This window comes from Paraburkholderia sp. CI3, from assembly GCF_050436505.1.
Taxonomy (GTDB): domain Bacteria; phylum Pseudomonadota; class Gammaproteobacteria; order Burkholderiales; family Burkholderiaceae; genus Paraburkholderia; species Paraburkholderia tuberum.
Genome location: NZ_JBNDMI010000003.1, coordinates 1872390 through 1891755 on the forward strand (window position 1 = coordinate 1872390; position 19366 = coordinate 1891755).

23 protein-coding genes and 2 pseudogenes are annotated in these 19366 nt (G+C 61.1%); 20 read left to right on the forward strand and 5 right to left on the reverse strand.

From position 1 onward, the window contains the following. Nucleotides 1–8 precede the first annotated feature (8 nt). The 6 genes from OKW29_RS17320 to OKW29_RS17345 all read left to right on the forward strand — a co-directional run bounded on the left by OKW29_RS17320 (nt 9) and on the right by OKW29_RS17345 (nt 3932). Nucleotides 9–395: a BPSL0067 family protein gene (locus OKW29_RS17320; protein WP_184052803.1), complete on the forward strand. Its 387-nt coding sequence runs from the start codon at nt 9–11 to the stop codon at nt 393–395. Next, nucleotides 382–726 carry an STY0301 family protein gene (locus OKW29_RS17325; RefSeq protein ID WP_429292525.1) on the forward strand — a complete coding sequence of 115 codons (345 nt, stop codon included), beginning with the start codon at nt 382–384 and terminating at the stop codon, nt 724–726. The genes OKW29_RS17320 and OKW29_RS17325 overlap by 14 nt, the downstream gene beginning before the upstream one ends. Before the next feature lie 226 nt (nt 727–952). Beyond that, entirely contained in the window at nt 953–1246 is a 294-nt protein-coding gene (locus OKW29_RS17330; RefSeq protein ID WP_429291900.1) for a hypothetical protein, read from the forward strand. A gap of 355 nt (nt 1247–1601) precedes the next feature. After that, nucleotides 1602–2900, forward strand: coding sequence for a TAXI family TRAP transporter solute-binding subunit (locus OKW29_RS17335; RefSeq protein ID WP_429292526.1), 1299 nt, complete (start codon nt 1602–1604; stop codon nt 2898–2900). A 224-nt stretch (nt 2901–3124) separates the two neighbouring features. After that, nucleotides 3125–3328 (forward strand): DUF3562 domain-containing protein, encoded by a 204-nt coding sequence (locus OKW29_RS17340; protein ID WP_184030727.1) that lies wholly within the window; start codon nt 3125–3127, stop codon nt 3326–3328. Between the two features lie 142 nt (nt 3329–3470). Next, nucleotides 3471–3932: a GNAT family N-acetyltransferase gene (locus tag OKW29_RS17345; protein ID WP_018423974.1), complete on the forward strand. Its 462-nt coding sequence runs from the start codon at nt 3471–3473 to the stop codon at nt 3930–3932. 95 nt (nt 3933–4027) lie between these two features. On the opposite strand, the pseudogene OKW29_RS17350 reads toward OKW29_RS17345, so the two are convergent. Further along, nucleotides 4028–4183, reverse strand: a pseudogene (locus OKW29_RS17350) (MFS transporter); the annotation flags it as partial. Between the two features lie 119 nt (nt 4184–4302). Beyond that, nucleotides 4303–4584, reverse strand: a pseudogene (locus OKW29_RS17355) (IclR family transcriptional regulator domain-containing protein); the annotation flags it as partial. 230 nt (nt 4585–4814) lie between these two features. Between OKW29_RS17355 and OKW29_RS17360 the strand changes: the two are divergent. The 12 genes from OKW29_RS17360 (at nt 4815) to OKW29_RS17415 (ending at nt 15169) form a co-directional block, all read left to right on the forward strand. Then, nucleotides 4815–5111: a hypothetical protein gene (locus OKW29_RS17360; RefSeq protein ID WP_184030734.1), complete on the forward strand. Its 297-nt coding sequence runs from the start codon at nt 4815–4817 to the stop codon at nt 5109–5111. Between the two features lie 101 nt (nt 5112–5212). Then, entirely contained in the window at nt 5213–6925 is a 1713-nt protein-coding gene (locus tag OKW29_RS17365) for an acid phosphatase (protein ID WP_429291901.1), read from the forward strand. Nucleotides 6926–7142: 217 nt separating this feature from the next. Beyond that, on the forward strand, nt 7143–7502 hold the full coding sequence (locus OKW29_RS17370) for a DUF3564 domain-containing protein (protein WP_429291902.1): 360 nt from the start codon (nt 7143–7145) through the stop codon (nt 7500–7502). Nucleotides 7503–7822: 320 nt separating this feature from the next. Beyond that, on the forward strand, nt 7823–8572 hold the full coding sequence (locus tag OKW29_RS17375; protein ID WP_429291903.1) for a DNA/RNA non-specific endonuclease: 750 nt from the start codon (nt 7823–7825) through the stop codon (nt 8570–8572). Further along, complete coding sequence (locus tag OKW29_RS17380; RefSeq protein ID WP_184057752.1) at nt 8565–8825, forward strand: hypothetical protein; 261 nt, start codon at nt 8565–8567, stop codon at nt 8823–8825. Before OKW29_RS17375 ends, OKW29_RS17380 begins: the two co-directional genes overlap by 8 nt. A gap of 309 nt (nt 8826–9134) precedes the next feature. Next, nucleotides 9135–10250: a SpoIIE family protein phosphatase gene (locus tag OKW29_RS17385; protein WP_429291904.1), complete on the forward strand. Its 1116-nt coding sequence runs from the start codon at nt 9135–9137 to the stop codon at nt 10248–10250. Nucleotides 10251–10262: 12 nt separating this feature from the next. Next, nucleotides 10263–10826, forward strand: a complete 564-nt coding sequence (locus tag OKW29_RS17390) for a SiaB family protein kinase (protein ID WP_429291905.1) — start codon at nt 10263–10265, stop codon at nt 10824–10826. Between the two features lie 19 nt (nt 10827–10845). Further along, on the forward strand, nt 10846–11241 hold the full coding sequence (locus OKW29_RS17395) for a DUF1987 domain-containing protein (RefSeq protein WP_090808074.1): 396 nt from the start codon (nt 10846–10848) through the stop codon (nt 11239–11241). Between the two features lies 1 nt (nt 11242). Beyond that, nucleotides 11243–11968 (forward strand): GGDEF domain-containing protein, encoded by a 726-nt coding sequence (locus OKW29_RS17400; protein WP_429291906.1) that lies wholly within the window; start codon nt 11243–11245, stop codon nt 11966–11968. Beyond that, nucleotides 11895–14099 carry a putative bifunctional diguanylate cyclase/phosphodiesterase gene (locus OKW29_RS17405; protein ID WP_429291907.1) on the forward strand — a complete coding sequence of 735 codons (2205 nt, stop codon included), beginning with the start codon at nt 11895–11897 and terminating at the stop codon, nt 14097–14099. The genes OKW29_RS17400 and OKW29_RS17405 overlap by 74 nt, the downstream gene beginning before the upstream one ends. 148 nt (nt 14100–14247) lie before the next feature. After that, the gene (locus tag OKW29_RS17410) at nt 14248–14610 is read left to right on the forward strand and encodes a hypothetical protein (RefSeq protein ID WP_090808080.1); all 363 of its coding nucleotides are present in this window, start codon (nt 14248–14250) and stop codon (nt 14608–14610) included. A gap of 241 nt (nt 14611–14851) precedes the next feature. Next, on the forward strand, nt 14852–15169 hold the full coding sequence (locus OKW29_RS17415) for a hypothetical protein (RefSeq protein WP_187630219.1): 318 nt from the start codon (nt 14852–14854) through the stop codon (nt 15167–15169). Here the strand turns inward: OKW29_RS17415 and OKW29_RS17420 are convergent. After that, nucleotides 15166–15873 carry a Crp/Fnr family transcriptional regulator gene (locus tag OKW29_RS17420; RefSeq protein WP_429291908.1) on the reverse strand — a complete coding sequence of 236 codons (708 nt, stop codon included), beginning with the start codon at nt 15871–15873 and terminating at the stop codon, nt 15166–15168. The genes OKW29_RS17415 and OKW29_RS17420 overlap by 4 nt on opposite strands. Nucleotides 15874–15973: 100 nt before the next feature. Between OKW29_RS17420 and OKW29_RS17425 the strand changes: the two genes are divergently transcribed. After that, nucleotides 15974–16501: a DUF962 domain-containing protein gene (locus OKW29_RS17425; protein ID WP_429291909.1), complete on the forward strand. Its 528-nt coding sequence runs from the start codon at nt 15974–15976 to the stop codon at nt 16499–16501. Nucleotide 16502: 1 nt separating this feature from the next. Here OKW29_RS17425 and rarD read toward each other — a convergent pair whose 3' ends face one another. After that, nucleotides 16503–17399: an EamA family transporter RarD gene (gene rarD, locus OKW29_RS17430; protein ID WP_429291910.1), complete on the reverse strand. Its 897-nt coding sequence runs from the start codon at nt 17397–17399 to the stop codon at nt 16503–16505. Between the two features lie 560 nt (nt 17400–17959). Here rarD and egtD point away from each other — a divergent pair. Further along, the gene (gene egtD / locus OKW29_RS17435; protein ID WP_184052776.1) at nt 17960–18943 is read left to right on the forward strand and encodes an L-histidine N(alpha)-methyltransferase; all 984 of its coding nucleotides are present in this window, start codon (nt 17960–17962) and stop codon (nt 18941–18943) included. A 103-nt stretch (nt 18944–19046) separates the two neighbouring features. Here egtD and OKW29_RS17440 read toward each other — a convergent pair whose 3' ends face one another. Next, complete coding sequence (locus OKW29_RS17440) at nt 19047–19340, reverse strand: acylphosphatase (protein WP_187617609.1); 294 nt, start codon at nt 19338–19340, stop codon at nt 19047–19049. Nucleotides 19341–19366: the final 26 nt, after the last annotated feature.

Sequence of the window (19366 nt, forward strand, 5' to 3'; positions counted from 1 at the left end):
CAGAAAAGATGCGCTATGTCGCTGATACGGAAAAGGCAGATGATCTGATCAACCAAGGGCATCTGGTCGGGAATGGCCAGTGCGTTACACTAGTTCATGCTGTTGTGAAAATTCCGCCGTCTTCCTTGTGGAAAAAGGGAGACCGGGTCCAGGGCAATGTCCTCATCCACAAAGGAACCGTAATAGCTACATTCGACAGCAATGGACGCTATGGAAATCACACGAACGGAACCAGCCACGCGGCAATTTATCTCGGGCAAACACTGGCTGGAATCACTGTGATTGACCAGTGGAACGGACATACCAAACAACCTCCGCATCGGCGTACTATCCATTTCCGTCGCGGCAAGGGCTCGCCTGTTAATGATGGCAGCCGATATTATGTTGTCGAATAAGGTGCTTTTCCTGGCAGTTTGCCTCCTGGCAACAAGCGCCGCGTGCGCGTCGCCAACACAGGTCCAATTCAAATGCCCAAACGCGCTTTTTGCAGGAGGGCAACATCATGTTCTGGATAACGCATCCCTGTTCGATGGCCCTCCAGAGCACGAGGCAGACCTTATTCCTGCGTCAGGAAAAACATCTGACCAGTGGGATTTAACGGGCGTTGACCCCTATCTGGTATGCCGCTACCACGGCACTAACAGCACTGTTGTGATTCATGCCGTTGGGGCTCGGACCTGCGAAGCCACGAGCAGACCCTTTGCTGTTCACTGCACCTCTCGTTAAATGGATTTGGATAACGAAAGATGGCAACCCGGCTTATAGCTGCCGCGGTTCGTGCAGACCATTGCAGCGCGCGGAGTGAGTGAAGGGCATGAAGCGAAATGCATTGCGAAGTACGAGCAGGATATGATGCGTACGACATGATCGGCGCTACATTCAGAGATTCCCGAACGTACCTACTGTGCAAGCGAAAAGCGTTCTTCAACTACCAGACTTGCAGAGCTTTCTAGTGAGTAACGAATCCGCCTTCATTTCCTATTACGACGAGCAAACGCAGCAAATCAAATTTTGCGTCGTTCAGCGTGCGCACGTGCAATCTGCGATCGATCGCGCGCTTACAATTCCGGTCCCCCCGGATGCGCCCGAAAACTCCGACACCCCAATTACGGATGAAGACGCACGGAAGCTCGGAAGCATGGCGATGCTCTGCCACACCAAGGCGCACCCCAAGCTTCGGGCACGCCTGCAAGTGACGACTGAAGCACCACTAGTCTGGACGCAAGTGAAACCGTCTGCCGAATAGTGCAATCAACGCGGACGCAAGTCAGAACGATCCGAGGCGCAACGCGTGACGGTCCAGATGATGATCGGGCAGCCGGGGGCAAGCAGGAATACATAGTCCCGAATGCCCAAGACGGCAGCAACGGCGTAGTTACCGAAACCTTCGACATCAGGGCCAACCGACCTGTGCCCCGATGACAGTGTCAGCCAGACCTTTTCAATGCACATCACTGACTATCCAATAAAACCCCCTGATATCGTAAAGTTGAGGAAATAGAGACCGCCTCCATCCCATTAGTCACCAAGGCCGGACCTGACCAAACCGGGTAACGATGCCGAGACCAGACCCCGCGCTGTACCGCAGCCCGACAACCCCGATGACGCGGCGGCGCCGGCGTCTTCTGATCGTCGGCGCGATCGTGCTCGTCGCCGCATTCGGCTGGATGCTCGCGCTCGTGCTCGAGCCCGCGTTCCAGCGCACGATCGTCATCACCACCGGCGCGGACGGCGGCATCTATCGCGGCTTCGCCGATCGCTACGCGCCGCTGCTCAAGCGCGAAGGCATCAAGCTCGACATCCGTAGCTCGTCGGGCTCGGTCGAAAACTACCAGCGGCTCGCGGACCCGAACAGCGCCTATCAGGTCGGCTTCATCCAGTCGGGCACGACCAGTCCGAATGACACCGACAATCTGCAAACCATCGCCGCCGTGTCGTACGAGCCGATCTGGGTGTTCTATCGCGGCGATGCGACGATCGACCGGCTGTCGCAACTGCGCGGCAAGCGCATTTCGATGGGCGTGCCAGGCAGCGGGTTGCTCAACGTCTCGCAGGTGCTGCTCGGCTATAGCGGCGTCACGAGTCAGAACTCGACGCTGCTGCAGATGGACGCGAACGCCGCATACCAGGGGCTCGAAAGCGGTCAGGTCGACGCGGCATTCTTCATTGGCCGGCCCGACGCCGACATGCAGCACACGCTGCTCACCAGCGACCTGAAGCTGATGAGCTTCGCGCAGGCCGACGCACTGGCGCAAAAATTCCCATCGCTGTCGAAGATCATCTTGCCGCGTGCCTCGACGAGCGTCGCCGACGATCTGCCGCGCAGCGACGTCACGCTGCTCGCGGCGACGGCGCTGCTCGTGTCGAAGGACACGCTGCATCCGGCGCTCGTCTATCTGCTGCTCGACGCGGCGCGCACGGTGCACGGCGGCGAGGACTACTTCACGCCGCTCGGCACGTTCCCCAACCTGAACACCGAAGAATTCCCGATCTCCGACGAAAGCGTGCGCTACTTCAAATCGGGCCGGCCGTTTCTGTATCGCTACCTGCCGTTCTGGCTCGCGAGTCTGATCGAACGGCGGCTGCTGATTCTGGTGCCGTTCCTCGCGCTGCTGATCGGCCTCGCGCAGGCGCTGCCGGGCATGCTCGAAGCGCGGATGAAGAAACGCCTGTTCGTGTGGTACCGCGCGATCAAGGCGCTCGAGGACGAAGTGTGGAAGAACGCCGAGCCGTCTCGCGCGCAGATCGCGCAATGGAGCGAGGAGATTGAAAGCATCGACGCGAACGCTAGCCAGATCCGAATTCCGTACCGCTACTTTCAGGACGTTTACGCGCTGAAGCAGGCGATCGGCGTCGTGCGCGACCGGATCGCGCATGTAGCGCAGAAAGCGCAGAGGTAGAGACGACGGTCGCTTAGCCCTGTGCGTTTCCCGGGTATTCACCACCGCGCAGCCAGTTGATTTTCCGCACGGCCTCACCGCGTGGGCGCTTGCCGCAGCGCAAGAAAAAAATCTTTGTGAAATCAGTCGAACGATAGGTCGATTCAATTGGCGCGCTCGCGATTCGCATCCTGTAATGGACTCCTACCGTCCATCCAGCCTGCCGTCCTACCCGGAGAGAGACCATGTCCCAGCCTGAGCCGAATGTAGACGAAGTGGTCCGAAGCATCGCCGAGGAAACCGACACGCCGGCAGAAACGGTGTCGCGCATGTACGCCGATACGCTCGCCGAATTCCGGAACGAGGCGCGCGTGTTCGACTACGTGCCGCTGTTCGCCGCGAAGAAGGTCCGCAACGAGCTGCGTCACAAGCAACATCGCGAGCACTGACTCGCGGCATGCGGTGATGCGTCGGCTCATCGCGCTGTCGCACGGGTCGTGGCTCCAGATGTTGCGAGCATGGTGGAGCTAACAATCGCGTCGCAAATTTTTTATGCTGGCGGTTCCACAGCTTTCCAAAGGAACCGTCCACATGTCCGCCCCGCTGCAGATTCGCGCCGTCACCCGTGACGATTTCGATGCATGGTTGCCGCTATGGGACGCCTACAACGCGTTTTATGGCCGCTCGGGCGAGACCGCGTTGCCGCGCGAGATCACGCAAATCACGTGGAATCGCTTTTTCGATGGCTACGAGCCGATGCATGCATTCGTCGCGGAACGCGCCGGGCAATTGCAGGGCATCGTGCATTTTCTCTATCACCGTCATACGACGATGGCGGGGCCGATCTGCTATCTGCAGGACCTGTACACGCTCGATAGCGAGCGCGGCAAGGGTGTCGGCCGTGCGCTGATCGAGGCCGTCTATGCGCGGGCAAAAGCCGACGGCGCGCAACGCGTCTACTGGCAGACGCACGAGACGAATCACACCGCGATGCAGCTCTATGACAAGGTCGCGGATAAGTCCGGCTTCGTGGTTTATCGCAAAGCGCTTTAGCGCTCAGCGCTTCATCAAGGCTCATCAAAGACGAAAGGCGCACCACCCGGTGCGCCTTTCGTTTTACTGCTCAAACGGTCATCACGCAGTCCCGGTCAGACCTCGAGCTGCTCCAGCACCTTGCCCTTGGTTTCGATACCAAGGATGTGCACCGCGACCGCCGCGAGGAACGGCACAGCAGCGAGGATATAGCACGCCACTTCCAGGTTGCCGCCGATCATCGTCTTCGACACGATCGCCGGCGCGAAGATCGTCGTTCTGATGATTTTGACGACGTGACACGGCGAGTCCGGCTGTGCAATGCAGCAGGACTCGCCGACAGATATGAAATAAGTATTTGAAGTAGTTGCGCCGTGAAGTCAGCGCGCACTCAATGCGCGGCAATCGATCTGCGGCGCGCCTGCATCGCGGTCGGATCGTCCTGCCTCGGGCGATAGCTCAGGCGCTCGGACAGCTCCAGCGCCGCCTGGCATACGGCGATGATCAGCGGCTCGCGCTCGGCGGTCTCGCCGATATCCGAACGCGGGATCGTCACCGTCAACGCGGCGGCGATCTTACCGCTCTGGTCACGCACCGGCGCGCTCACCACCGAAATCCCCCGCTCGAACGACGCCTCGCTGACCGCATAGCCAAGCGCCGCGCTCTCGCGCGCACCGTTCATACACTGCCGCACGCGGTTTGGCCTGCCTGCGTCCCACTCCTGTCTGCTCTTCTTTTGCCATCTTGGCTGCCGTCTCTATGCGGTTCATCGGGTTCAATTCAGGTTGATAGCGCGAAGCATGCGGCGAATCGGCCATGAGGGGTGCTATGCTTTGATCCGGTCCGGCGGCGCGGTGTATTCCAGCCGCTCGCTCGCGCCGCCCAAGCGTAGGAGGCCACGTCATGTCCAACGCGGTCCAGATTCAGGTTGCCGACTCGCATCTTTATCCGGGCTGCGCGGTGCGCATCGCGAATCTTCCCGAGCCGGCCTGCGCGTCAAACGTCGCCGAGGCGCGCGTCGAATTCGCGGACGGTTCCGGTGCGCACGCCACCTGCCATCGGCGCGCACATGACGAACTCGAATTGACCGTCGACCGTTATGCGACGCAAAAACGTCATCCGATCGACGCACGGCACTGGCTACTATTGGCCGTCGATGCCACGCATCACAGTTGGCGCGTCAAGCGTCGGCTGCCGTAAAGCTGCGAGGCCTGCCGCCCTCGGCGGACCCGTAACCGGTGTCGCGCGCGCCGCTTCGAGCGGCGCCGATGCGACCGTCACGTCTCCTTCGGAACTCACCGATGACCGACCACGATCCTCACCTGCCGCCGAAACTGGACAACCCCGATTCAATCGATAACACCAACGACGCCCCCGACGATCCCGAACGCCGGCGCGTACTGACCGGTCTCGCGGCGGTCGGCCTCGGCCTTGCGCTGACCGGCTGCAAAACAGGCGAGGGACTCGCAGGCAACGGGCCGCCGCGCAGCGCCGCCGACTTGCGGCTCGACGCCGCGCTGCACGATCAGGTGAAGAACATCGTGGTGATCTACGCGGAGAATCGCAGCTTCGCGAACCTGTACAGCAACTACCCGGGCGTCCAGCATCCGCTCGACGCGGTCACCGCCGAGCAATACGTCCAGCTCGACCGCGATGGCAAGACGCCGCTGCCGCGGCTGCCGGCGATCTGGGGCGGGCTCGTGCCGCAGGCGCAGGAAGTGGACGGCAAGCGCTACATGATCGGCGAAAAGGATCTCGATCATCTGCGCAACCGGCCGTTCCGCATCGTCGATGCGCACGGCGCGCCGCTGCCGACCGGCGTGATCACGCGCGACCTCATCCATCGCTTCTATCAGAACCAGATGCAGATCAACGCGGGGCGCAACAACCAGTTCGCCGCGTGGGGTGATTCCGGCGGCCTTGTGATGGGGCACTACCGCAATTCCGCCGACACGCTGCGTCTGTGGAATCTCGCGCAGCAGTACACGCTGTGCGACAACTTTTTCATGGCCGCCTTTGGCGGCTCCTGGCTGAACCATATCTTCCTGATCTCGGCGCAGGCGCCCTACTATCCGGACATCCACAACAGTCCGGCGAAGAAGATGGTGTCGGTCGTGGAAGGCGACGATCCGACCGGCACCCGTTTGAAGCTCGCGCCCAATTCGCCTGCGTCGGCGCTCGACGGTCCGCCGAAGTTCGTCAATGACGGCGCTTTCACCGCCGACGGCTACGCAGTCAACACGATGGCGCCGCCCTATCAGCCGAGCAGCGTGCGTCCGGCCGAAGGCGGCGACCCGGCTTTCGCGGATCCGTCGAACCCGCGGGTGATGCCGCCGCAGAATTACGCGACGATCGGCGACCGGCTGACCGGCAAGGGCATCGACTGGGCGTGGTACAGCGGCGCGTGGCAATTCGCGCTCGATCATCGCGATACGGGGTCGATGCCCGACTTCCAGTACCACCATCAGCCGTTTAACTACTTCGCCAATTACGCGCCGGGCACCGCCGCGCGCCGCCGCTATCTGCGCGACGGCGGCATGGGTAACGACGCGTCGACCAATCGCCTGATTGCCGACATCGACGCGGGACGTTTGCCGACCGTGACGTTCTATAAACCGCAGGGCGACCTGAACATGCACGCGGGCTATGCGGACGTCGCCTCGGGCGACCGTCACATCGCGACGCTGATCGAGCACATCCAGCGCGGCCCGCAATGGCAGAACACGGTCGTGATCGTCACCGTCGACGAGAACGGCGGCTGGTGGGACCACGTCGCGCCGCCGATCGGCGATCGCTGGGGTCCGGGTTCGCGCGTTCCCGCGCTCGTGATCTCGCCGCTGGCGAAGAAGGCTTATGTCGATCACACGGTGTACGACACGAACTCGATTCTGCGTTTCATTAACCGTGTGCATGGACTCGCGCCACTCGATGGCGTGGTCGCGCGCGACAAGGCATTCGCAAGCAACGGACTCGCGCCGCTCGGCGATCTGACCGCCTCGCTCGATCTCGCTTGAGCGCCTCTCGGCTGCGTTGATTTGCCGCGGCTCGCGGTCTGCCTGTGGTCGTTACTGCATGCATATCGCGTACGCCGCGGCGCAGTAAGGATTCACCGTACCTCGCCACACCTTTTGGCGACTTGATTTTCCATTCGCACGTCATGCCTTTGTCTTGCATAAAGCGCCGCGCCGCCTAGACTGATAAAGCGCTTCGCAATTTATGAACGGAACTGATATGCGGCTGACCATCCTGATTAACGGTTCCGATCCCACCGTAAGCCATGATTACGCTGTGCTCTGGCTCGATACCGATGAACATCGGTGGTCGAGAGAAGCGCATCAAGGGATCGACCTGCCCCCATGGGGCGAACTGCGCGACGAAAACGGCGTGACCACGCTGTGCGCACCGAGCGCCGACGCGCCGCTTTGTACGTTGCGCGGTCTGCACGTCGATCGCAAGGAGCGAGTGAGCGCCGCGCAAGGCGCCGCTGCATGGACCGCGCTGCCAACACGCAAGGCGACTAGCGGCTTCTGGCGTTTGCAGGCGGTGGATCGTCAAAAAGTGCACGCTGAAAACAGCGTGTTCGGTAATTAAGTTCTGGCGCGATTCATCGCATTTCTCTTTTCCGGTCGAAACTTCCGGCTCATTGCACGAGCCTGTTCGTACGCGTAAATCTGTTCGTGCGCAATCGAACATAACGTGCCGCGATATCGCAAAGCCTTAAGACATTCTTAAGATTGCGTGCGTAGATTCGGAAGTCCACGCATTCGGGTCGCTGCAAAGCGGCCCACTTTTTTGTCCGGCGCACGCCGCCTCTGCCGTTTCCAATTCCCTTCCTTCGATTCGAATTGTGCAGTCGCTCGATGCGGGCCACGACGCTATACTTGCGTCCCCGTTCATCGAACCACCGACACATGAAGAAGTGGCTTGCCTGTCTGTTACTCGCCGTCGCCGCTCATGCGAGCGCGGCGCCTTCCTGCACCGGATTCACACCGAATGCGCAATGGCCCGTCCTCACCAATCAGAAGATGGCGCCGAAAACGCGCCTGCTTTGTTATAGCGATTTCGCGGTGCTGCATTCGGGTATCACGCACGGTCCGCTGTGGTCTGCCGAGCATCTGACGCGTGAGCACATCGAAGAAGCGAAGGACATGGTGCGCACCAACAAGTTCTTCGAAGACGCGCGTCTGCCCGAAGGCGAAGGCGCGACACTCGCCGACTACAAACGCAGCGGCTTCGATCGCGGTCATATGAGTCCGGCGGGTAATCGGTGGAACGACGAGGCGATGGCGCAATCGTTCTCGCTCGCGAACATCGTGCCGCAAAATCGTCAGAATAACCAACGATTGTGGGCACGCATCGAAACCGCCGTGCGCAAGATCGCACTCGCCTACGACGACACGTACGTCGTCACCGGACCGCTGTTCACCGGCCAGCAATTGCAGACGATCGGACCGACGCGCGTGTTCGTGCCCACCCAGTTGTACAAGGTCGTCTACGTGCCGTCGCGTCAACTGGCCTTCGCAGTCGTGGTTGATAATGTAGCGACCAACCGCTACGACATCCACACGATTCACGAAATCGAAGCGATGTCGGGCATCCGCTTTCCGGGCATTCCGGACAACCTCAAGGACCAGCGGCCAGGAGGACTGAAAGGTGTTTAAGCCCTATTCGAACGATGACGACGTGCTCAACATTCAAGGCGATGCGCTCACGCTCAGCAATGGCACGACGCGTGTCGTGCTGAACGGCACGCTCGAATTGACGCGCGATCAACGCGGACTGAAGGCGGCGCTCGCGTTGAAGGAAGCGCTCGATGCGATCGTCGCGAGCCTGCAGGCGCAGAAGGATTTACCGGCAAAGGTGCAGGACGAGCCGGATGCTAAACCGGGTATCGTGCAGAACCCGTTTCAATAACGGATTCGGCGGCGTTGCATTTGCGCAACCTCGCAGATCGCAATTTTTACTGATGTCGGTCACGCAAACCTTTGCGTGACCGCTAGTTTTCTAATCTCGCGCCAATAGAGCGGATCGCCTCCCCTCTGTCACATAATGTACATAGAGAAACCTTAGCGTGCGAGGTTTCTTCACACATCGACTGGCGTCTCCATGCATGCTGCGTTCTCGAGATTTCGCCGTTCTTCCGCACAGGGTAATCCGCGCACTGCCGGAGACTTGTGCCAGGGAGTTCCATCCGTAGACGTTGAAGATCCCAACTCCGTGGTCATGGAGATCTTCTCGGCGCGCCGCGACATGCAGAGTCTCGCTGTCATCGACGACCACCGTCCCATCGGCCTGATCAACCGCGATATCTTCATGTCGCAAATGAGCAAGCCGTTCCATCGAGAGCTTTACGACAAGAAGAGTTGCATCGCGTTCATGGACAAGGAACCGCTCATCGTCGACGCCGACGTGAGCATCGAAGCGCTGACGTTCAGGACCGTCGAGGCCGGAGAAAAAGCGCTGGTCGATGGTTTCATCGTGACACGTGACGGACTCTTCTCGGGTCTCGGCAGTGGTCTGCAGCTTATCAGTGCGGTCGCGGAAATGCAGGCGGAGAAGAACCGCCAGATCATGCAGAGTATCGAGTACGCCAGCGTGATACAGCGCGCCATGTTGCGTGCTTCCAGCGAGACCCTGTCGATGAAGCTGCGCGACGCGGCGATGGTCTGGGAACCTCGCGACGTCGTCGGCGGCGACTTCTATCATTTCGCGGCCTTTGCGAACGGCTGGTTTGGCGCTGTTGCCGATTGCACCGGACATGGCGTACCGGGCGCCTTCATGACCTTGCTTGCTTCGGCGTCACTGTCGAAGGCGCTCGAACAGATCGGTCCGCGCGACCCCGCCGCGTTACTGGCGGCCGTCAATCAAAACGTCAAGGGCTTGCTTGGGCAAGTGAACAGTGCCGACGAAGGAACCCAATCCAACGACGGTCTGGATACCGCACTCTTCTGGTTCGACGCCACGGAGAGCGTGCTGCATTTTGCCGGCGCGAGGATCGCTCTGCACATCCTGTCGCCCGATGCCGCGGAGTTTGAAACGATCGACGCCGACCGCATGGGTGTCGGTTATGTGGACAGTCGCGCCGACTATGCGTGGAGCTTGCGTTCGATTCCGGTCACGGCGGGCAGCCTCCTGTTCATCTATACCGACGGCCTCGCCGATCAGATCGGCGGCCCGCGCAACATTTCTTTCGGCCGGCGCCGTGCGCTCGACCTGATACTCGAAAACCGCGCCGAAACTCCAGCGACGATTTGCGAGCGCGTCCGGCTCGCGCTCGCGGAGTGGCAAGGCAAGCAATCGCGCCGTGACGACGTCACGCTTTTCTGTGCCCGCATTTAGTGAATTCCCAGAATGTCCCAACTACTAGAACAAGACAGCGCCTTTTTCGAACTCGCGCAGCGGCGCAACGTGCTCTTCTATCACAAGGGCTACTTCTCCCATAACATCGTCGCGTCGATGGGCGAAGTCGTGAAACTGCAGCTCGAAGTCGCCGGCGTCAGCGGTCCTACTCGCCGCAAACTCTTCTCGTCCTTTATCGAGCTGGCACAGAACATCGTTCATTACTCGTCGAACGCGCTGGAGCCCGGTGGCGAACGGGCAGGTGAGATACGCGAGGGCGCGGTGTGCATCTCCAGGCACGGCGAACATCACGTAATGTTGTGCGTCAATCCCATCGCGACCGCCGAAGTCGAGGACCTGCGAAGCAGGTTGGAGCCTCTGCGCAACATGTCACTCGAAGAAATCAAGCAAGCGTACAAGGTTTCATTGCGCACCGATGCTCCGAAAGACAGCAAGGGCGCCGGGCTCGGCTTCCTGACGATGGCGCGCGATGCGAGCGCGCCGCTTGAATTCGCTTTTCATCCGCGTGCCGGCGAACCGGGCACCACGCTGTTTTGCCTCATGGCCATCATCTGAGCAGGAAGGCACACGAACAATGGAAAACCTACACATCCCCGCGACGACGACGTCGCCCGAAGTCGATTTTCGCTTCGACCAACACGCGTTGTCGATCAGGGGAGAGTCTTACCCCGAAAACGCAGCCGCCTTTTACGCGCCGATCATCGAGCAGATGCGCAAATACCTCGCCGCGAACGCCGGGGCCGAGATCACTATCGACGTCGCGCTGACGTACTTCAATAGCTCGAGTACCAAAATGCTGTTCAGCATCTTCGACGCGCTCGATCAGGCGGCGGAATCGGGAAGCCGCGTGTCGATGAACTGGTATCGCGACGAGGAAGACGAGACCATTGCCGAATTCGGTGAAGAACTGAAAGCCGATTTCCGCGCGATCGAGTTCACCGATCGTCCCATTGCGCAGCAGGGAAAGTAAAGTGCGTTCGACCTCTTCCCTTGACGTGTCCTCGGGTGGCGCACCCGATCTGTTCCAGAACGAAAGCACCGCGCTGGCAAAGGCTCGGGCCATGCATTCGATCATCGATGCGGACCCCGCGGAGTATCGCCAGTCGTTGGGCGAACTGATCGAGCACTTCCAGCGCCTGATGCGCGAGACACGGCGCCTGATCGACCGCAGCGACCGGGCCGAACGCGAGATGCAGGCGCTCGCCCAGCAGTTGGCGTATCGCGCATCGCACGACGCGTTGACGGGCGTACTGAACCGCAGTGCCGTGATCGAACGGACCACCAAGGTCTTGCGCATCAGCAGCGCGGTGATGATCATCCTCGACATCGACGAATTCAAGCAGATCAACGACGACTACGGCCACCCCACCGGAGACGCGGTCATTTCGGGGGTCGTCGATTGTCTGCGCAGAATCGTCGGAGAACAAGGCTTCATCGGGCGAGTGGGCGGTGAGGAGTTCACCGTCCTGCTGCCCGGTCATGAACCGGCCAGCGGTGCCATTCTTGCCGAGCGCATGCGAGAAGCCATCAGTGACTCGCTGGTCGTTCCACCCGTCGAGCGCCGCATCACGGCCAGCTTTGGCGTCAGCATCAACGAGGTCGGAACCTGTTTCGACACCGCATATGGCCTCGCCGATGCGGCTCTGTACCGCGCCAAGCGAAGCGGGCGCAACCGCGTGGAATTTGCCGATCGATAAGCGGATAAGCAGACCCATAGCGCGCCGTTACAGGCAGATCCGGAGCGCCCTAAGGCAAGTCATGCAGCCACCTAAACATTCACTATCCGGGCGGGTCGGTGTTCGTCCGCGCCGGGTTGACGGAAAGGGACGCGCCTTGGGACAGGAAGCAACGCGCAAAGCCGGTACTGTCATAGCCGTACTTGCCATTCTCGCTGTCATTGCGACGAGTACCTTCCTCGCAATCCGCCAGAGCAGCGAGCAGGACAGTTCGCTTCGGACGATCCAGGCTTCCGGGCGGCTGCGCCATGATCTCGACCGGGTTCAGCAAGTCATGCTCGATGAGCATGCGACGCTCTACACCTCGATCGCAACGGTGCCGCTTTACAACCGCGCCGCTTATAGCTTTCCGATGCTGGAACTGCTCGCGTTGACGCGCGACGCGCGCGAGAGCTGCAGCGAGAATCAGGAATGCATATCGAGGCTGTCGGATCTGGACGACATGATCGGCAGACTTAGCGAGCTGAGCTTTGGTCTTGCGCGCAAGATCGCGGAACATCCCGGCAGTGTGGCAGTGGGCGACCCCAGACTCGAACAAATCGACGCCTATTTCTATAGCGTTCTCGACCGGGTCGTCGACGTACGACTCGCGGCCGACGCCAAGGTCGCTTTAGTCGTCAGCAAATCCTCGTTGGATGGGAAGTGGTTTACGCGCATGCTGTTGAGCTGCGGCGTCGCTTCGGCCTTGTTGCTGCTTTCGCTGATTCACTGGAACGGGCGCATTGGAGCGCATCTTCGTCGTTCGCTCACAAGACTCGAGCATCAAGCCAGATACGACGCACTGACCGATCTGCCGAACCGGGTGCTGCTCGGCGAACATCTTTCAGAGTCGCTCGTCCGCGCGGCAGCGACAGGTCAGAACGTTTCCGTCCTGTTCCTCGATCTCGATCGTTTCAAGGACGTCAACGATTCGCTCGGACACCGCATTGGCGATTTGCTGCTACAAGCCGTGGCGCGAAGGCTTCAGCGTCTGCTGCGCGCGACGGATTTCGTCGCACGTTACGGGGGCGATGAATTCGTCATCGTCGCGGAACGGGCCGACGCGAAGCAACTCACCGAAATGCTGGACACGCTGATTCACGAGATGAGCGAGCCGTATCGCATCGGCGAGCACGAGCTTTATCTCGAAGCAAGCATCGGCGTCAGTACTTTTCCACAAGACGGCGCCCAGCCGGAACTGCTCACGCGAAATGCCGATGCCGCGTTGTACGTGGCGAAATCGCGCGGGAGAAACGGCTATCAATTCTACGAACCGGAGCTGAGCCGGGCGGCCGCCGAGAAGTTGCGGCTCACGACGCGACTGCGGCGCGCGGCGAAAGCCAATGAGTTGTATCTGGCGTATCAGCCGCAATTCGACATGAAAACCGGATGTATCGTCGGTGCCGAGGCACTTTTGCGGTGGCACGACGACGAACTCGGTGAAGTCTCGCCGGCCGTCTTCATCCCGCTTGCCGAAGAAACCGGTCTGATCCAGAGCATCGGCACGTGGGTATTGCGGCAGGCGTGTCTGCAGGCGAGCGCATGGGTACGCTCGGGGCTTCCGCCCGTGCGCATATCGGTCAATGTTTCGCCACTTCAACTCGAACGGGCGGACCTTCCAGGTGTAGTGCGCTCGGCACTCGACGATGCCCATTGGCCCGCCGAACTGCTGGAGCTCGAAGTCACCGAGGGCACATTGATGCGCAACGCTGAAGAAGCGCAACGGGCTTTTCGCGAACTGCGCGAACTCGGTGTGTCCATCGCTATCGACGACTTCGGCACCGGTTATTCGAGCCTCAGCTATCTGAAACGCTTTAGCGTCGACCGCATCAAGATCGATCGCGCCTTCGTTTGCGAAATCGGCAGAGACAAGGAACTTGAAGCTCTGTCGCTTGCCATCATCGCGATTGCTGAAACGCTGAGCTTCGATGTCGTCGCTGAAGGGGTCGAGCTCGATGTCCAGCGCGAGTTTCTGGTCCGTCACGGATGCACGGTGGCCCAGGGTTTCCTGTTTAGCCCAGCGGTCTCGCCGGAGGCTTTAGCGCAATTGCTCGGCAAGACCGCGGTCGCGTCTTCATTGAGCGTGGCGTCTTTCCGGGGATTCGCTTTGTGAGTCGCAACATGTATCCGCCCTGACGCACTACTTACGTTTTGTCACCAGCGCGGCGTCAACTCCTGTATTCCGCCCTACGTTAAACCGGCAGCGCTGAAATGATTCAGCCGCGACAAACGAATCCACCGATTCAACCTGGAGTCACATCATGAAGACGCTGTTCGCCGCTGTTGCTTCCGCACTGCTCGTGTCGACCGCCTTTGCTCAAACGGCCGCACCGTCTGCCGCACAACCCGCGCAAACCACGCAGTTGCCAGCCACCGGCCAGGCGAATCTGAAGGCAAGCACCGCGGTACAAGCCGGCGCGACCGCAACGAAAGCGCCTGCCGAAGCCGCTACGCAAAAGCACGTGAAAAAGACTTCCGCCCATACGAAGAAGGCCCACAAGTCCACGGCCAAAAATGCCGTCGAAACGAGCGCAGCGAAGACTAAAACGGAGAGTGCGAAAGAGGCCAGCACTGCCCCGGCGAAAGCCGACGGCGCACAAGCCGACACGACCAAAACGCAATAACACGTGATCGGTTTCGGCGCTGACCGGCCATGCAGGTGCTGTTCAAATAGAAGTTGATCGAAGCCGGACTGTGCCGTTCAGGGAGGGCGAGTCTTATGACTCGCCTTTTTTTATGCCGCGTGTCATTCCCCGTCGTATCTTTTTGCCGACAAACGCGCGAATTTTTGCACCGTCTTTACTCGCGGACGACTACTCTCGAATCGTTCCAATTCACCATCGCGTCGCACGAACGCCGCATCACATGGCTCTTACCCAATCGCTCGACAAGCTCTCGCCGCAACCTGCCAGCAAGCAGGTTCAACACAGCAACGTCATTCCGTTTCCGTCGGCGCGCGCGGCTCTACTCGTGACGCTGCCGCACGCTCACTTGCGCGCACTGCTTCATTCGCCGCTCGGCGTCTATGTAATCAACACGGAAACCGTGCGCGAAGAAGACCGCGTGCAACTCGACATCGCGCGCGAAGATCTCCACTTCACGTTGCACATGCTGCTCACCACGTTGCCCGCCGCGACGATCGGTCCATTGAAACGTCGCGTCAGCCACCCGAGCGCGCGTTAAATGCGCTCGACGAGAGACTGTTCACGCAGCTTGTCGGCATCGACGATTTCGATCTCCGCATAGCGCAGCTTCAACGCGCCCTGCGTCTCGAAGTGCTTGAGCACCTGATTGATCGTCTGCCGCGACAACGCGAGCATCATCGCCAGGTCTTCCTGCGGGACCTTCAGCACGTTGCGCAATGCGCCGGGTTCGCCATAGCCGCCCGCCATCAGCAACAGGCGCCGCGCGACACGCGGTGCGGCCGGCAATAGCGCGGCTTCCTCGATCGCCTCGAACGCCAGACGCAACTTGTGCGCGAGCAGCAGACCGAACGCATGCCAGTAAGCCGGCGTGCGCTCGAGCAACGCGGCGAGCGCCGCGCGCGGCACATGAAACAGCGCGGTATCGCGTTCGGCATAGGCGTCGTGGGTGCGCGATCGATCGTCGAACAGCGCGATCTCGCCAAACCAGTTCACCGGCTCGATCACCGCGAGCAACGCTTCCTTGCCGGTCGAACTCGCCGCGCCGATTCTGACGAGGCCGTCGAGCACGCAGTACAGGCCGTCGTCGGCAGCGCCGCGCGTGAAAAGCCGCTGACCTGCCGCGAGAGATTCGACGCGCCCCGCGTCGAGCAATTGCACCCGCAGCTCGGCTGGCGCGGCGCGAAACCACGCGCTGCGTTCAAGCAGCCTGGCAAGCTCCTTCGATGAAGAACGCTCTGTCATGGACGGTATCCGTGGACGGTCGTTGCTGATTGTCGGCTACCCGATGGTTTGAAAATCCGCTGCGCGCGATTATGCTGACTTTGACACAGGAGCGGCACTGATGAGAACGCTGACGCAGCAACTGACGCAATACGCGGCCTACCATCGCGACCGGCGCAATATCGCCACGCACTTCGTCGGCATTCCGATGATCGTGCTCGCGCTCGCGGTGTTGCTGAGCCGCCCGTCGTTTGGCGCCGGGATATTCCCGGTCACGTTGTCGCCCGCGTGGCTGCTGTTCGTGGCGGCGACCGTCTACTACCTCGCGCTCGACGTGCCGCTCGGCGTGCTGATGGCCTGCGTCTCGGCGCTCTGCATCGCGTTCGGCGAGTGGATCGCCGCGCAAACGACGCTCGCGTGGCTCGCGACCGGCATTGGGCTGTTCGTGGTCGGCTGGGTGTTCCAGTTCGTCGGCCACGTGGCCTACGAACATCGCAAGCCGGCATTCGTCGACGACGTGATCGGCCTGTTGATCGGCCCGCTATTCGTGCTCGCCGAAGCGCTGTTCGGTGTCGGCTGGCGTCCCGAGCTGCGCGATGCGATCGAGGCTGAGGTAGGCCCGACGCGCATCGCTGAGCGAGCGCCGTAGTTCAGTTCGACGCGAACCGAACGAAGCGCACGCTGTGCAGCGCGGTTAGCGCGACGGCAATCCAGATCGGCACATAGGTCGCGAGTTGCGCGACGCTCAGCGTTTCGCGCAGCAGCGTGATCGACACGAACACGAGTAGCACCGGCTCGACGTAGCCGAGGATGCCGAACAACGCGACCGGCAACAGTCGGCTCGCCTTCAGATACGAAGCGAGCGCGAGCGTGCTCAACGCACCGAGTCCCGGCAATAGCAGACACCACATTTCGGCGCGACCGGCGATCGCTTGCAGCGAGCCGCCGCTGAGAATGCACACGGCGGCCACCGGCAGCAGTAACGCCATTTCGACGGTGAACATCGCGAGCGAATCCTGATTGATCTGACGACGCACCACGAAATAAGGCGGATAACCGAGCGCGACGACGAGCGTCGGCCACGAGAACGCACCCGTCACCCACAGTTCGTGAGCGACGCCAACCGCCGCGCACGCGACCGCGAGCCACTGCAACGTGTCGAGCCGCTCGCGATAGTGGAAGCGCCCGACCAGCACCATCACGAGCGGCAGCAGGAAATAGCCGAGCGACACTTCGAGCATGCGCCCATGCAGCGGCGCCCACAGAAACAGCCACAGCTGTACGCCGAGCAGGCCCGCAGCCACGGCCATCGCGGCACCGAGCTTCGGCTGCGTCATCATTTGGACAACGAGCGCGCGCAGAATCGGCAGGCGCTTGCGCACCGCGACGAGCAGCAGCGCGCCAGGCACGGTCCACACGATGCGCCACGCGAAGATGTCGAGGCCTGACAGCGGTTTGAGCAGCGTCGCGTAAGCGGACAATAATGCGAACATCGCCGACGCGCCGACCGACAATGCGATCCCGCGCCTGAAGTCGTTGTGATTCATTGCGCGGTCGGGGATCGGTGTGACGCGTGGGCTTGCGGCGCGCGACGCAGGCTCGCGGCGTTCGTTGTCGTCATGAATATGATGTCTCGTGAGCAGGCGGCCACGCGGGCAAAGCGGCAGACGCTGCGTTGTTGTTCTGAAGCGGCGGTGCAAAATCGTAGGAAAACGGGCATTCTAGACGGGTTATTCGCCAACGGGCTTGCGCTTTTTCGTCAGTCGGCCGCAATTAGTCGTGCGCGTCGCGTGTCGATGCACTAGAACATAACTCTGTGCGCCGCGGCCGGCGAAGCCATTTCCGGTTCGTCCCCGCCTCGCGCGAATCTTGCTACCCAAGTTTTGCACGCTGTGGCCGCACCATTCGCGACAACGACGTCCACAGCGGCACGCAACGAGCAGCACCCACGAGCCGGGTCGGCGAATGCAGCCTCGAGCGCAGTCTGTCAGGCCGCCACGAATCACCGTCCGCGCATCTCGCCCACGGCATGCCTCAACTGCGTTTCATCGCGCATGCCACCGCCCGGCAGCAATCCCGCTCATCGAATGTGACTACTGGAGCCAGCATGACCCAGCCAGCCCTATCGCTCAGCAACTCGCCTTCCGAACTGCGTCGCGCCTTCGCCGCCGACGTGTACGCCGGCCTCACCCATACGCCGCAAAAAGAGCTGCCGTCGAAGTATCTGTACGACGAGGTCGGTTCCGCACTTTTTGAAGTGATTACCGTATTACCGGAATATGGCGTCACGCGCGCCGAAGAACGTCTGCTCGCGAAGCACGCGGCCGACATCGTCGAGCATTTGCCGCATGACGTCACGGTCGCCGAACTCGGCAGCGGCAGCGGCCGCAAAACGCGGCGCATTCTCGAGGCGCTGTGTAAAAAACGCCCTACTTCCTACTGCCCGATTGAAATTTCGCGCAGTGCTTTGCAGTTGTGCCGGCGCGAACTCGGTGACATCGAGCGGATTTCGATCGTCGGTTATGAGCGCGACTATCTGGCCGGTCTCGCCGAAGTGAGCCGGCAGCGCGCGCCCGGCGACCGCTTGCTCGTGCTGTTCCTCGGCAGCACGATCGGCAACTTCGGCAGGCTCGCGGCGACGCGTTTTCTGCGCGAGATCCGCAACATGCTCGCGCCCGGCGACGCGCTGCTGCTCGGCACCGATCTGATCAAACCGACGCCGGTGCTGGTCGCAGCCTACGACGACGCGATCGGCGTGACCGCGTCGTTCAATCTGAACCTGCTCGCGCGCGTCAACCGCGAACTCGACGGCGACTTTCCGCTCGATGAGTTCGAGCACGTCGCGCGCTTCAATCCGGACGCGCGCAGCATCGAGATGCATCTGCGCGCGAAGCGCGATATCACCGCTCACGTGCGCGCCGCAAAGCTGACGGTGTCGCTGAAGGAAGGCGAGACGATCTGGACCGAAAGCAGCCACAAGTATCGCGCGGAAGAATTGCCCGCGATCGCCGATGGCGCCGGCTTCGTGTGCAGCCATCAATGGATCGAGGATGAGTGGGGATTCGCGGAGAGTTTGCTGGTGGCCCGGTAAGCGCTAACCACGCGTCAAATAACGGCCGATAAAGGCATAAACGAAAAAGCGGCGCGCCCTCCTCTGGACGGCGCGCCGCTTTTTTAACTCGCGCAGCTCGAGCTCAATGCTGTTCGAAGCGCTCGTAACGCCTGTCCGTCGCGCGCTCCTCGCCGCTCACTTCGGTCACGCGCGCCGCCGGCGGTCCGTGACGCAGCCACGACAACATCCGGTCGATCTGATTGGCCGGTCCCTGCAACATCGCCTCGACCGAACCGTCGTCGAGATTTGCGACCCATCCCTTGATGCCGAGTGCGTGCGCCTGGCGCACCGTCGCAAGGCGAAAGCCAACGCCCTGCACGGTGCCGCGCACCCGCGCGTAATACGTTTCGATCCGCTCATCCAGATCCGGGGCCATGCCGCTACCTCCTTTTAATGCCTGAC

What these genes read in the sequence shown, in the direction of transcription:
- OKW29_RS17325 (WP_429292525.1), top strand. Translation starts at nt 382, where the DNA reads ATGTTGTCGAATAAGGTGCTTTTCCTGGCAGTTTGCCTCCTGGCAACA.
- OKW29_RS17410 (WP_090808080.1), top strand. Translation starts at nt 14,248, where the DNA reads ATGAAGACGCTGTTCGCCGCTGTTGCTTCCGCACTGCTCGTGTCGACC.
- OKW29_RS17415 (WP_187630219.1), top strand. Translation starts at nt 14,852, where the DNA reads ATGGCTCTTACCCAATCGCTCGACAAGCTCTCGCCGCAACCTGCCAGC.
- OKW29_RS17335 (WP_429292526.1), top strand. Translation starts at nt 1,602, where the DNA reads ATGACGCGGCGGCGCCGGCGTCTTCTGATCGTCGGCGCGATCGTGCTC.
- OKW29_RS17420 (WP_429291908.1), bottom strand. Translation starts at nt 15,873, where the DNA reads ATGACAGAGCGTTCTTCATCGAAGGAGCTTGCCAGGCTGCTTGAACGC.
- OKW29_RS17385 (WP_429291904.1), top strand. Translation starts at nt 9,135, where the DNA reads ATGGAGATCTTCTCGGCGCGCCGCGACATGCAGAGTCTCGCTGTCATC.
- OKW29_RS17425 (WP_429291909.1), top strand. Translation starts at nt 15,974, where the DNA reads ATGAGAACGCTGACGCAGCAACTGACGCAATACGCGGCCTACCATCGC.
- rarD (WP_429291910.1), bottom strand. Translation starts at nt 17,399, where the DNA reads ATGAATCACAACGACTTCAGGCGCGGGATCGCATTGTCGGTCGGCGCG.
- OKW29_RS17375 (WP_429291903.1), top strand. Translation starts at nt 7,823, where the DNA reads ATGAAGAAGTGGCTTGCCTGTCTGTTACTCGCCGTCGCCGCTCATGCG.
- OKW29_RS17370 (WP_429291902.1), top strand. Translation starts at nt 7,143, where the DNA reads ATGCGGCTGACCATCCTGATTAACGGTTCCGATCCCACCGTAAGCCAT.
- OKW29_RS17320 (WP_184052803.1), top strand. Translation starts at nt 9, where the DNA reads ATGCGCTATGTCGCTGATACGGAAAAGGCAGATGATCTGATCAACCAA.
- egtD (WP_184052776.1), top strand. Translation starts at nt 17,960, where the DNA reads ATGACCCAGCCAGCCCTATCGCTCAGCAACTCGCCTTCCGAACTGCGT.
- OKW29_RS17360 (WP_184030734.1), top strand. Translation starts at nt 4,815, where the DNA reads ATGTCCAACGCGGTCCAGATTCAGGTTGCCGACTCGCATCTTTATCCG.
- OKW29_RS17395 (WP_090808074.1), top strand. Translation starts at nt 10,846, where the DNA reads ATGGAAAACCTACACATCCCCGCGACGACGACGTCGCCCGAAGTCGAT.
- OKW29_RS17440 (WP_187617609.1), bottom strand. Translation starts at nt 19,340, where the DNA reads ATGGCCCCGGATCTGGATGAGCGGATCGAAACGTATTACGCGCGGGTG.
- OKW29_RS17365 (WP_429291901.1), top strand. Translation starts at nt 5,213, where the DNA reads ATGACCGACCACGATCCTCACCTGCCGCCGAAACTGGACAACCCCGAT.
- OKW29_RS17340 (WP_184030727.1), top strand. Translation starts at nt 3,125, where the DNA reads ATGTCCCAGCCTGAGCCGAATGTAGACGAAGTGGTCCGAAGCATCGCC.
- OKW29_RS17345 (WP_018423974.1), top strand. Translation starts at nt 3,471, where the DNA reads ATGTCCGCCCCGCTGCAGATTCGCGCCGTCACCCGTGACGATTTCGAT.
- OKW29_RS17390 (WP_429291905.1), top strand. Translation starts at nt 10,263, where the DNA reads ATGTCCCAACTACTAGAACAAGACAGCGCCTTTTTCGAACTCGCGCAG.
- OKW29_RS17405 (WP_429291907.1), top strand. Translation starts at nt 11,895, where the DNA reads ATGGCCTCGCCGATGCGGCTCTGTACCGCGCCAAGCGAAGCGGGCGCA.